Consider the following 12,785-nt stretch of genomic DNA (forward strand, 5'->3'; position numbering starts at 1 on the left):
CTGATTGGCCGATGAGTATTACTTCTGGATCAGAAACTTCTCGCGATCCAGACCTGCGATCCAGCGCGGCGGCTTGCCACGGCCCGACCACGTGCTACCGCTATCCGGGTCACGATATTTCGGCGCAACGCCTGCGCGCGGACGGCCAGCTTTAGCAGCCTTGGCACCACGGCCACCGCCAAGTTCGGTCAGCGAAATGCCGTAATCGGCCATTTTTTGCTTGATCTCATTCAACACTTCTGCGTATTCGCGCGACTTTGCTTCTTCGATCTGCTTTTCAAGCTTCTCGCGCTGCGCGAGTAGTTCTTTGTAGGACGACATAGGTTCCCTTGTGGTTTGGATAAAATGACTGCCGGTCTTAAGCCAGCTTGCCCTTTGAAGGTGTTCATGCCTCGGAATTTGATGGCGAGATTAACACAAAATAGAAAGGCTACAAAACCACCTTCGTAAAATTAATCCAAATCCGTTTCAAAAAATTTCATTCGACCGTGATGTTACGCAGACCCTTTCAAATAGATAATTTTCGTACTTTGCTGAAAAACAGGCCCGCACATCAGTAATTATTGGATTAATTATCAAAAAATGAAATTTAAGATGAGAAATTTGCATCAACATTTCATGGCATGAAAGCTTTAACATGAAACGTCAGAACATATTGGGACGCACGCTTCGCACTGTTATTGCGGAATGAGTGTTTTCCCGAAATCGCAATCAGAGCTTAATTAACGTGGCGCTGGATGCAATCCTCGAGCGCCGCATGCAAGGTTTCGGTATTGAGTTTGACGTCGGCAAAGGCAAAACGGGTACGCGTACCGTCAAGCTTCAGATCGGCGCCATATCGATCGACGCCGAGCAGTTGAAATCCTCCGGCAACCGCGGAATGACCGGCGAAGTGCCTGATCAGCGCATCTTCTTCATCAAAGCCGAGGGGCGGCAGTGGATCGAGTTCGGTGCCGTCGAGCCAGCCCATCGCGCCGAAGCCGCCGATATAGCGCAGCCGCTCGAGTCTCATCGCCCAGAACGTGAAATCACCGAGAGCCAGGTACCGTTCCGCGTCTGCGTGATAGCGGAGATAGCGCTGCACGACCTCGGGGGTCGCGTCGACCGGTTCGAACCTGCCGAGCAAGGTGACGCGCTGCCCGCTCAGCACGTCTCCCTCTGGTGCGTCAACGACCAGAAAGCCGGCGCGCGGGTCCGCATGCAGGTTGTGCGTATGCTCGGCGAGCCGGCTCACGAGGATCGTCGGACGATGCTGCGGGTCCGGGGCGAACGGCAACACCGACGGATAAGGAAAGCCTTCCGGCTGACGCGCGTGGGTAGCTAGCGTACCGATGGCGGCCAGATGCAGCAGATGGAGCGGAGCGTGAGCAGGAATGTTCAAGTGCGCGTTCCTCAAGTGTTGGATCAATCTGCTCCAAGCATAAGACAGCGTGCTTCGTTAGAATCGGAAATTCGCTTTCAACGCGCTTTCTTACGCGTCCTCCTTCACGAGATTTCAGTGTCCGACCGCTCCTCCGAATTCGCCACCCTCCCCGCGGCTCATCGCGATCTCTCCGACAACGCACGGCAGCGCGCGCGGATCGCCACGATGGCGGTGTTCTTCATTGCCGGCATGATGTACGCGTCGTGGGGGGTGCATGTGCCGACTGTGCGCGACCGCTTCCATCTGAACGCGGCGATGCTCTCGTTCGCGCTGCTGGCCGTAGCCGGCGGCTCGATCGGCGCAATGGCGGCGACTGCATCGTGGATCGCGCGAGTCGGCACGCGCCGCGCCTGCCTGACCGGCGGCCTGGTGATGACCGCGTGTGCAGCCCTGATCCTGATCGTGCCGGCTTACTGGATGTTGCTGATCGTGCTGGCCGTCTTCGGCGCCGGCATGGCCACACTCGACGTCGCGATGAACGCGGAAGCCAGCGCTGTCGAGAAAGCACTCGGCAGGCCGATCATGTCGTCGCTGCACGGCATGTTCAGCGTCGGCGGCATGTTCGGCGCGGCGGCAGGCGGCGCCTTGTTATCGCGCGGCATGGCGCCGGCGGTGCATCTCGCGCTGGCCGCGGCGGTCAGCGCGCTGGTGCTGCTCGCGGCCTGCCCTTCGGTGCTGCCGCACGTGTCGCACGCCGACCATCCCGACGCCGGCACGCCGCGCGCCAATCGCTGGCGCTCACCCGCGTTGTGGGCGCTCGGCGCAATGGCGCTGGTTGCACTGATCGCCGAAGGCGCAATGTACGACTGGGCCACTGTTTACATGCGCGACGTCGTGCTGTCGACGCCGGCCCTCGCGAGCGCGGCCTACGCGGCGTTTTCGGGCGGCATGGCAGCGGCGCGTTTCGCCGGTGACACCGTGCGAGCCCGCTTCGGCGCACCCCAACTGGTGATGGCGAGCGCGTCGCTCGCCTGCGCGGGGATGGTCGGCGCGCTGCTGCTGCCGAACCCGGTCGCCGCCCTCATCGGCTTCACGCTGATGGGTCTCGGACTCGCGAACATGATGCCCGTGCTGTTCGCAGCCGCGGCGAGCGTCAAAGGCATTCACGCCGCCGAAGGACTCGCGCACGTCGCCGGGCTGGCTTACTTCGGGCTGCTGCTCGGGCCGGTGATCATTGGCGCGGTGACGCAGGTGACCAGTTTGCCGATCGGCTTGTCCGTGGTGGCGGTGTGTTCTGCGCTGATCGCAATCGCAGGCCCGAAGGTACTGCGGCGTTTGAAGATTTAACGTAGACGCGCGCTGTTGCTGCATCGGCGGACGTTGCGCAATATGAAAGACCCCAAACTTACGTTACGTTACGCGATGCCTGCACGCTGATGTGTTCCCCACCACATCGGCGGCATCAACATGCTCGCCATTTTACAATATCGCGCCCAAACATTTGATTAATAAGGGTTTATCCACCTCTCCTGCGCTGCGCACATAAATGGCATAGGCCTTGCAGTTAGCTCCCCAGCAATTTCCAAATTACGGGGGAGCAGACCATGAATCGCAATTTCAAACTATCGGCGATCGCCATGTGCGTGTCGTCGATGATCTTACTGACGGGATGTGGAAGCACGTTGGTCAGGCCGGGCGCTGGGAGCGGTTCGGGTTCCGGCTCGGGTTCTGGTTCGGGCAACGGAACGCCTACACCGACTCCTACACCGACTCCCACACCGACACCGACACCGACGCCGACTCCCACACCGACTCCGACTCCGACTCCGACTCCAACGCCAACGCCAACGCCAACGCCGACACCCACGCCGACGCCGACTCCCACACCGACGCCAACCCCGACTCCGACGCCAACGCCAACCCCGACTCCGACTCCGACGCCGACTCCCACGCCGACACCAACCAGCGCCAATCCGATCGGCGTCGTCGTCCAGAACACCGGCAATGTAATCACCGCGACCGGCCAAACCGTTTCCGCGGTCGGCAGCCAGATCGGCCTTACGCCGATTCCCGGTGCGAATCCGGCCACCACCACCGCGCTCGGCAACGTCGTTTCGAATCTCGGTGCCGGCGTCACCGCGATCGGCACAGGCACGGCGAATGGCCTCGGCCAGCTCGGCAATTCCAAGGATCCACTCGGCACGACACTGGCAAGCAGCGGCGGTTTGGTTTATGACGCAGGTCAGGCCGTCAACAGCGCCGGCCAACTCGTGACGAGTCTCGGCAGCGGTCCCACCGCACCGCTCAGTCCGCTGACCACGCCCCTCGGCAGCGTGGTCTCGACGGTCGGCGTTGCGGTCAGCGGCCTTGGCACGCAACTGACCTCACAACTGACGAACGGCCCGATCCAGCAAGTCACGCAAACCGTCAGCACCGTGATCACGCCGATCACCAGCACGCTCGCGCAAACGACTCAGACCGTCGGCGATACGACCGGTCTCGGCTCACCGCTGAATGGCTTGCTGTCGACCATCGGTCATGGCCTCGACAGCGCGGGTAGCCAGGTCAGCAGCGCGACAAACAACCCGATCGGCCAGAACCTCGGCAATGTCGTAACCAAGCTCGGCGACACCGTCACCTCGGCAGGCGGCCTGCTGACCGCGGGCGGTTCGAGCAGCAGCAACCCGCTTGGCGGCCTCACCGGCATCCTGAATCCGGGCGGCAGCAGCGGCAGTACGGGCAATCCGCTGGCGCCGTTGACCAGCATTCTTACCGCTTTGCCGGGCACCTTGAGCGGCGGTCTGACAGGCGGCAGCGGCTCGAGCAGTCCGCTGGCACCCTTGACCAGCATCCTCAGCACGGTGACCGGCAGTCTCGGTGGCATCTCCGGCGGCTCGGGCAGCCCGCTGGCACCGCTGACCAGCGTCCTAAGCACCGTGACCGGAAGCCTCGGCAGCCTAGGCGGCACCTCCGGCGGCACGGCCAGCCCGCTTGCACCGTTGACAAGCATTGTGACCTCGGTCACCGGCGCATTGAGCGGCGCGACCGGCAGCAGCAATCCGCTGGCACCGGTGACGGCTGCAGTGTCGTCGCTGACAGGCGCCCTCGGGTCGGCTGCGGGTTCGGGCAGCAGCGGCGGGACCACCAACCCGCTTGCGCCGATCACCGGTCTACTGAGCACCGTCACCGGCGCATTGACCGGTACGGCGGGCACGGCTGGCGGCACCACGGGCGGCGGCTTGCTCGGCGGTCTGGGCGGTCTGACGACGAAGAAGTGACGAATACGAATAACGACAGCACATAACGGCGCGACAAAAAACAAGCGTCAAAGGGGGGCGGCGAACCGGGTCAACCGGTTCGCCGTTTTTTTATCGCTGCAACGGGTGGGGATATGACATGCGCAAGCCGGAGCGACTGCCGCAAGGACCCGGAAGGCACGCGTGAAAGCGGCCGCGGCAAAGATATTCAAAACGCTGCCACATTCACCAGCGCATCACAGTTCGTGATACGTAACGTAATTACTCGAGAAGTCGTTACGCTGCAGAAAATTGGTGAACGTCATCGTCACCGATGCCTCGAGTCCTTCCACGTAATGCCACCAGCCGATCGGCAGAAACAGCAATTCGCCGGGTTCAAGTGTGCATTCCACCAGATGCGCATTGCGCATCGACGGAAAACGCTCGTGGTCGATCGCGCCGCCGTCCACCTGCGAATAGCAATGGAGATAGTTGGCCATATGCGGCGTGTCGGACAACGGCACCAGCTTGATCTGTTTGCGTCCGATCACCTGCGCCATGAAGTTATTGGTCAGATCATGGTGAAACGGCGTCTTCGTTCCCGCCGGTCCCATCCAGAAAAAGCCGGTATCGGGCGATCCGGCATCGAGATATTCGCCGATAGCCGGCACATCGGACCATAACGCCGCGAGTGCTGCGCGATTGTGCGAGGTGTTATTGGCGGTCATGTAGAAATCGTTAGTCGAGCCGCTGCGCTCGACGAGATCGACATAATCGGCAAAGCGCATCATGCGCTTGAGCTTCGGCTGATTGATTTCATAATTCGTATCCGACTCGCGGCCGAACTGCACTTCGACTTCGCAATCGCCGCAACGCTCGCGAAAGTAGTCGAAACTCCACTGTGTGCGCGCAGGCCAGAAATCGAAAGCACCGGTGATAATGACCGGCCGGTTCTGAAAGTAGTACTGCTCAAAGAACTCGTCGCGCGATAAACGCTCGCGCCTTTCGATCACATCGCCCCCCGCACGCATACGATTGAGCGTGCCGTACACGGACAATATCCATTCGCGCTTGTGCAAACGATTGCGCAGACGCGTTGCACCCTCAAAGTAAGGACTCGCGAGCGCTGCCTCGATTTCACGCGCAGCTTCGGCCGGGTCGAAACCATGTCCGACCAGCGCACCATGCACTGCGGGCGGCGGTACGTCGAGCAGCAGATTCTCGGCAATCCAGCGGCGCCAGCCGTTATCGATCGAACGGATCACAGTGGTCACGGCATTCTCCCAAACGATGTTCGCAAACCCACCAGCGTCACTCACAGATGTCCAAAAGAAAAGGCACGCGAGCCATACGGCGCACGTGCCTTTTAACTACCTGACCGAAGACAAACAAAGCTGTCTTCGATCATGCGGCCTTTACATCTTCACTACGTCGAGCAGCGTCTTCTTGCCGCCCTTGTAGTCATACAGCGAGATCACGCCGTGTTGAAGGTCGCCCTTCGAGTCGAACGTGGTTTCACCGATCACACCCTTGTAGTCGGTGCTCGGCATTGCTGCCAGGATCTTCGCCGGATCGGTCGAGTTCGCACGCTTCATTGCGTCGACGATGATGTACACAGCGTCATACGTGAACGGAGCGTAGATCTGGATCGGCTGACCGAAACGCTTCTGATACTTGGCAAGGAACGCTGCGCCGCCAGCCATCTTCTCGAGCGCCATACCGGCTTCCGAGCAGACGATGTTGTCGGTTGCGTCGCCGGCCAGGTCCGACAGCTTGTCGGTACACACGCCGTCGCCTGCCAGCACCTTCGCGCGCAGGCCGAGCTGCTTGGCTTGCTTGGCGAACGGGCCGCCGGTGGCGTCCATGCCGCCGTACATGATCGCGTCCGGGTTTTCGCCCTTGATCTTCGTCAGAATTGCGCGGAAATCGACAGCCTTGTCGTTCGTCGCGTCATGCGACATCACGTTCATGCCGAGCGACTTGGCGGTCTTCTCGAATTCGTTGGCAAGACCCTGGCCATAAGCGGTCGAGTCGTCGACGATCGCGACGCTCTTCATCTTCATGGTCTTGGATGCGTAGTTAGCCAGTGCCGGACCTTGTTGCGCATCGGTCGCCACGACGCGGTACGTCGTCTTGAAACCTTGTTGCGTGTAGGCCGGGTTCGTTGCCGACGGCGAGATCTGCACGATGCCAGCATCGCTATAGATCTTCGAAGCCGGAATCGAAGTGCCCGAGTTCAAGTGGCCAACCACTGCGACGACCTTATCGTCGACCAGCTTCTGCGCGACTTGCGTAGCCGTACGCGGGTCAGCTGCGTCGTCTTGTGCGTCGAGTTGCAGCGTGATCTTCTGGCCACCGATCGTCAGGCCCTTGGCATTGATTTCTTCAACTGCCAGGCGCGCGCCGTTTTCGTTGTCTTTACCCAGGTGAGCAATACCGCCAGTCAGCGGCGCAACGTGACCGATCTTGACGACCGTATCGGCCACAGCCGAAGTTGCCAGCGTAGCGAACAGCATCGCCGCGGCGCTGATCGGCAACAGCTTTTGAATCTTGATGTTCATGTAAGTCTCCAGTTTCGGTCCCAAAAACAACGTAATCGCCCTGTGCCCCCCGCGTCCCTACACGTGTCGCTCAGTCCCGTGGACGACTACGCCGGTTGCATCGTTCATGCACTTGGCCAGCACGTTCACCAACCTGTTTGTGGCAGGCGGCAAACCGTACTTGCGCGCAAGTGTAGGCCATCAAATTAAATTGTGGGACTTTTTTGAGGAAGTGGGATGAACACTAATAGCGTTTATCCTGCAGAGACCTATTACGGCCGGACAGACAGGCTGGAAAGCACCAACCCATGCGGGTTTCCGCCAGGTGAGAGTTTCGTCTAACGGCAAAGCCTAAAGCTTTTAGCGCGTTAAACCGTTAATAGTTCGAATAGGCATTGCGCTTAAAAACGAGGCGCGTCGTAAAACACTGCGACGCGCGCCTGGGCCACGCTGAATCAACGTTTGAGCGCGGCGATCCGTGCTACTGCCGCATGCCATTCCTGCTCGAGTTGCCCGACCAGTTCGGCAGCACCAAGGCCTTCCCGGCGCTTGCGGCCAAGCGGCGCGCCCTGGCCAGACCAGAGCGACAGGTAGTCGCCGTTACCCGCGCGGCTCGCGGTTTGCCGTAGTTCCTGCGTTAAGGCGTTTTGCACTGGATACGGCGCGACCTTATCCGCCGACTCGCTCAATCGCTGCATCAACGGATTGCGTATGCCGCGCGCATGGCGACCGGTGATTGCGCGCGTCACGGAGGTCGACGTGTCGGACATCGAACGTACGCGGGTTTTCCATGCCTGCGGTATCGCACTCTCCAGACAGGTGAGGAACGCGGTGCCCATCACCGCGGCTTGCGCGCCGAGCGCGAGCGCGGCGACGATGCCGCGTCCGTCCATGATGCCGCCGGCGGCCAGGACCGGCAGACCGGTCGCATCGACGAGTTGCGGCACGAGCGCCATGGTGCCGACCAGGGCCTCCTCGAATGCGCCGATGAAGGTGCCGCGATGCGCGCCAGCCTCCGCGCCTTGCGCGGCGATTGCATCGGCGCCCGCGTCACGCCAGGCGACACCCTCGGCAACATGCGTCGCGGTGCCAATTACATATAGGCCGTTTGCATGCAGACGAGCGACGTCCCCGGCGGAAAGCAGCCCGAACGTGAAGCTCGCCACCGGCACGCGCAATTCGATCAGCATGTCCAGTTGCGCGCGAAAATCCGGCGCGTAGCGTTCGAGCGGCTGGCCCGACGGCAAACCGAGGTCCGCGCGCAGCGGATCGATTGCTTCGAGCGCGTGGCGCACAGTGGCTTCGTCCGGTGCGGCCGGGTCCAGTACAAATAGATTCACGCCGAACGGACGATCCGTCAGCGCGCGAATCGCGGCGACTTCGCTCGCGATCTTCTCGGGCGACAGCGCTGCTGCCGCCAGAAAACCCAGGCCGCCGGCATTCGATACCGCGGCGACCATCGCGGGCGTGGTCGCGCCGCCGGCCATCGGCGCCTGCACAACCGGCACGCGCAACTCGAAACGCGCCGCAAACGGCGTCACAAAATTGCCTTCGTTCATGTTCGTTTCCTTTTCCAACAACGCGCTCGCGGCACGGGCAAGCAGATACGCCTGACTCTACCGAGCCACACCACGACGGGGAAATGAATTATCGAGAATGTTTCAATCGTCTTACGAGATGGTCGCTGTGCTATGGGCGTCGTCAGGCCACGCGTGGCCTCGCTGCACGGCGTTTCTTTTGATGGCAAACTGATCGGCCGCGTCAGGTATTCAAGCCTCTGGCATTCATTCAGACCGACCCCGCGCATCAACGCACGGGTAAATGGAGAGCAACATGAGCACGACTTCCCGCTGGATCGACATTCCCGCCGGCAACGACAGTTTCGGCGGCTATCTGGCGCTGCCCAAAAGCGGCAAGGGACCGGCCGTCATCATCATTCAGGAAATCTTCGGCGTGAACAGCCATATCCGTTCAGTCGCGGATCAGTACGCGCAAGACGGCTACATCGCGCTTGCACCAGACGTGTTCTGGCGCGTGCAGCCGCGCGTCGAATTGACGTATGACGGTGCGGATCGCGAGAAAGGCATCGAGTTGATGCAAAAGACCAATGTCGACCAGGCGGTGGCCGATATCGGCGCAGCCGCGGCAGCGCTGCGCGCCATGCCGGAAGTGACCGGCAAGGTTGCGGCGATCGGCTTCTGCTTCGGCGGTCAACTCGCGTATCTGGCAGCCGCCCAAGGTACGCTCGACGGCGCGGTCGCTTATTACGGCGGTGGCATCCAGAACAAGCTCGATCAGGCCGCCAGGATCAAAGTGCCGATGCAATTCCATTACGGCGAACTCGACGCGCATATTCCGCTGTCGGCAGTCGGCCAGATTCAGGAGCGCTTCGCGGGTCGCACCGATGCGGAATTCAACATCTATCCGAACGCCGATCACGGCTTCAACTGCTCGGACCGCGCATCGTATAACCAGCCGGCTTCGGCGCTCGCGCATGGCCGCACGCTGACCTTCCTCGGTGAACGGCTGTAACTCGCGGCTGTAACTCACGGCTGTAACTCACGGCTGTAACTTGCGGCTGTAACCCGTACCTGTACCCGGTGCTTGCGGCTTGCGTCAGCAACTCGCGACTTTAATCGACGCCTGCAACGCGCGCCTGTACTGGGTTACTCTCTCAAAGACGACGTGCCATCGGCGCGTCGTCTTCTTCCATGCGTATCGACGAACTGGGGACGACGGGACGTCCGGCACAGCCGTTCATCATGCGCATAGGCAACCGGCAGATCCAACACTCGATAGTGAGGGCCCCTCCGTCGTGCAATCAGACTATCTCGCTCATGACGCCATCGGCCTTGCCGAACTGGTTCGAAGCCGCAAAGCAAGCGCGCGCGAGTTGCTGGACATCGCGATCTCTCGCACCGAGGCCGTCAATCCCGCGATCAATGCGATCGTCCTGAAGGACTACGATGCAGCGCGTCAGCGCGCCTCGCGCGATGATGCGAACAGAGCGAATGGCGCAAGCAATACGGATGATCGAAGCGCGCAGGCAGCACTCGCAGGTGTGCCCTATCTGATCAAGGATCTGGGCGCAGCGGTCGCCGGGCTACGCATGGCGATGGGCAGCCGTCACTATCGTCACTTCATTCCTACCGAGGATGCACCGGTCGTCGCGCTCGCAAAAGCGGCCGGCCTCAATATCTTCGCCAAGACCAGCACCTCGGAACTCGGTCAGATGCCTTATACGGAGCCCGAACTGTTCGGCGCGTGCCGCAATCCGTGGAATCTCGACCATACGCCAGGCGGCTCCAGCGGCGGTGCAGCGGCGGCGGTCGCCGCGGGCATCGTGCCACTCGCGCATGCATCGGATGGCGGCGGCTCGATCCGCATTCCCGCTTCATGTTGCGGACTATTCGGCCTCAAACCGTCCCGCGGACGTGTGCCGCGCGCCACGCCAACCGCAGCGGTTGGTGAACTCGGCATCGATCACGCGGTATCGCGCAGCGTGCGCGACAGCGCGTTGCTGCTCGATCTGCTGGCCGGCAACGCGGACAGACCACTCGGCGCACCGGGCACTTTCCTTGGCGCAAGCCGCGAGCCATGCAAGCCGTTGAATATTGCCTACGTCACCGATTCGATGCTGGCGCCCTCGCTCTCCGCCGACTCGCGCGCCGCGCTCGAAGACGCCGCGCAACTCGCGAGTTCGCTCGGCCACAACATCGAACCGGTGTCGCTGAACATCGATTTCGCGGCAGTCCGCCATGCGTTCCTGATGCTCTGGTCGGTGACCGCGGAAGAAATGGTGCTGAACGCCGATCGCATCACCGGCCGCAAACCGCTGCGCGACGAATTCGAAATCTCGACGTGGGCCATGGCGCATGTCGGCCGCAAACTCGGCGAGCGCGGCTTGCCCAGCGCACTGGAAGAACAGCGCCGCATCACCGAGCGCCTCGCCGATTTGCTGAACCGCTACGACGTACTTCTGTGCGCGACGCTCGCCGGCTCACCGATCAAGATCGGCGAAATGCAGCCGACGTCCGCCGAGCGCATGCAGATGCGCGCCGTCACGGCGATGCCGCTCGAAGCCCTGATGAAGAAGCTGCTGGCCGAAGCGTCGAACAAGGCATTCGCATGGGCGGGATGCACGGAATTGTTCAATCTGAGCGGACAGCCTGCGATGTCGGTGCCGCTCTACTGGAACGCACGTGGACTGCCTATCGGTGTGCAATTCGCCACGCGCGAAGGTGGTGAAGCAACGTTGTTGCGACTGGCCGCGCAACTCGAAGCGGCGCGGCCCTGGTTCGATAAACGGCCGCCGTTGATACAGGCACGCAGCTAGGCGCTCAAGCCGGCTTGCGCTGTGCATCGAGATCCGCATGGCGCTTGCCGGGGATACACGCCACGGCAACGATCGATAACGCCAGTCCGCCCATCACGTAGTAAGTCGGCGCGAGCGGCGAACCCGTGGTGTTAATGAGCCATGTCACGACGAAAGGCCCGAAGCCACCGAACAGCATCACCGCGACGTTGTACGCGAGCGATAAACCAATCGAGCGCACGTTCGCCGGGAACAGTTCGGCAATCAATGCGCCGAACGGTCCGTAATAGCCGGACAGCGTGATCGACAGAAGCGCCTGCACGAGAATCAGTTTCGACACGCTCGGCTCCGCCGCAAGCCACGCGAACAGCGGGTAGATGATCACGAGCGTCAGTACCAGCGACCACAGCGAAAGCCCCTTGCGTCCGATCCTGTCCGACCATGCACCCGTCAGCGGCGCAAGCACGGTCAACAGCAGATTGCCGACGATCACCGCATAAAAGGATTGCGCATAGGGTAGCTTCAGTTGCTTGACCGCGAAGGTCGGCAGATAGCTGATCAGCACGTAGATCGTCACGGTGAGCGCGACCACCGCGCCGAGTCCGCACAACACTTCACGGCTATGGCTCGTGAACACTTCGCCGAGCGTCGCGCGCCGCGCCGTTTTTTGCGCAAGCAGAAAGGCTTCGGAATCGGAGAGATGCCGGCGAATGTAAAAACCGATCGGCCCGATGATCAAGCCCAAAATGAACGGTACGCGCCAGCCCCACGACTTCAACGCCTCGGGCGAGAGGCCTCGCGTGATCAGCCCGCCAACCACTGCGCCGAGCAGAAGCGCCGCCGCCTGGCTCGCCATCTGCCAACTGCCGTAGAAACCGCGCTTCGAGAATGGCGCCGCTTCGATCAGCAAAGCCGTAGAACTGCCGAATTCACCGCCGGCGGAAAAACCTTGCAGCAAACGCCCGAGCACGATCATCAAAGGCGCGCCAATGCCGATCGCCGAATACGGCGGGGCAATCGCCAGCAGCAGAATACCGAGCGTCATCAGCCCGATGACGAGCAACAGCGCCGCCTTGCGTCCCGCGCGATCCGCGTAAAGCCCAAGTACGATGCCGCCGATCGGCCGCATAACGAACGCGACACCGAAGGTTGCGGTGGTCAGCAGCATCGACGAATAGTCGTTGCCTGCCGGAAAGAACAATTGTGCGATCACCACCGTGAGAAAACCGAACACGGTGAAGTCGTACCATTCGAGTGCATTGCCAATCACAGCCGCCACGACGGCGCGTGTATTGAGGCTCCTTGACGCTGGTGCCATTCGAATCTCCAGC

The 12,785-nt window shown here is 61.4% G+C and carries 10 protein-coding genes; 4 read left to right on the forward strand and 6 right to left on the reverse strand.

Annotated elements, in window-relative coordinates; all coding sequences use genetic code 11:
* Positions 1-18: 18 nt before the first annotated feature.
* Positions 19-321: an H-NS histone family protein gene (locus PQR40_RS09345; RefSeq protein WP_054037926.1), complete on the reverse strand. Its 303-nt coding sequence runs from the start codon at positions 319-321 to the stop codon at positions 19-21.
* Between the two features lie 397 nt (positions 322-718).
* On the reverse strand, positions 719-1,381 hold the full coding sequence (locus PQR40_RS09350; RefSeq protein ID WP_408240359.1) for a HugZ family pyridoxamine 5'-phosphate oxidase: 663 nt from the start codon (positions 1,379-1,381) through the stop codon (positions 719-721).
* 117 nt (positions 1,382-1,498) lie between these two features.
* Here PQR40_RS09350 and PQR40_RS09355 point away from each other — a divergent pair, with 117 nt between their 5' ends.
* Together PQR40_RS09355 and PQR40_RS09360 are read left to right on the forward strand one after the other, a co-directional pair.
* Positions 1,499-2,710 carry an MFS transporter gene (locus PQR40_RS09355; protein ID WP_408508842.1) on the forward strand — a complete coding sequence of 404 codons (1,212 nt, stop codon included), beginning with the start codon at positions 1,499-1,501 and terminating at the stop codon, positions 2,708-2,710.
* A gap of 257 nt (positions 2,711-2,967) precedes the next feature.
* On the forward strand, positions 2,968-4,641 hold the full coding sequence (locus PQR40_RS09360; protein ID WP_408508843.1) for a collagen-like triple helix repeat-containing protein: 1,674 nt from the start codon (positions 2,968-2,970) through the stop codon (positions 4,639-4,641).
* Between the two features lie 215 nt (positions 4,642-4,856).
* Here the strand turns inward: PQR40_RS09360 and PQR40_RS09365 are convergent, their stop codons facing one another.
* The 3 genes from PQR40_RS09365 to PQR40_RS09375 all read right to left on the reverse strand — a co-directional run bounded on the left by PQR40_RS09365 (position 4,857) and on the right by PQR40_RS09375 (position 8,698).
* On the reverse strand, positions 4,857-5,873 hold the full coding sequence (locus PQR40_RS09365; protein ID WP_408337373.1) for a cupin-like domain-containing protein: 1,017 nt from the start codon (positions 5,871-5,873) through the stop codon (positions 4,857-4,859).
* A 141-nt stretch (positions 5,874-6,014) separates the two neighbouring features.
* Positions 6,015-7,160 carry a branched-chain amino acid ABC transporter substrate-binding protein gene (locus tag PQR40_RS09370; protein WP_408240370.1) on the reverse strand — a complete coding sequence of 382 codons (1,146 nt, stop codon included), beginning with the start codon at positions 7,158-7,160 and terminating at the stop codon, positions 6,015-6,017.
* 434 nt (positions 7,161-7,594) lie between these two features.
* On the reverse strand, positions 7,595-8,698 hold the full coding sequence (locus PQR40_RS09375; protein WP_408337371.1) for an NAD(P)H-dependent flavin oxidoreductase: 1,104 nt from the start codon (positions 8,696-8,698) through the stop codon (positions 7,595-7,597).
* A 274-nt stretch (positions 8,699-8,972) separates the two neighbouring features.
* Between PQR40_RS09375 and PQR40_RS09380 the strand changes: the two genes are divergently transcribed.
* A complete protein-coding gene (locus PQR40_RS09380) occupies positions 8,973-9,671 on the forward strand; it encodes a dienelactone hydrolase family protein (RefSeq protein ID WP_408240376.1) in 699 nt (232 codons plus the stop codon).
* Positions 9,672-9,954: 283 nt separating this feature from the next.
* On the forward strand, positions 9,955-11,475 hold the full coding sequence (locus PQR40_RS09385) for an amidase (protein WP_408240379.1): 1,521 nt from the start codon (positions 9,955-9,957) through the stop codon (positions 11,473-11,475).
* Positions 11,476-11,479: 4 nt separating this feature from the next.
* Here PQR40_RS09385 and PQR40_RS09390 read toward each other — a convergent pair whose 3' ends face one another.
* Positions 11,480-12,772: an MFS transporter gene (locus PQR40_RS09390; RefSeq protein ID WP_408508844.1), complete on the reverse strand. Its 1,293-nt coding sequence runs from the start codon at positions 12,770-12,772 to the stop codon at positions 11,480-11,482.
* Between the last annotated feature and the right edge of the window lie 13 nt (positions 12,773-12,785).

This window comes from Paraburkholderia sediminicola, assembly GCF_046026855.1.
GTDB classification, from domain to species: domain Bacteria; phylum Pseudomonadota; class Gammaproteobacteria; order Burkholderiales; family Burkholderiaceae; genus Paraburkholderia; species Paraburkholderia sediminicola_A.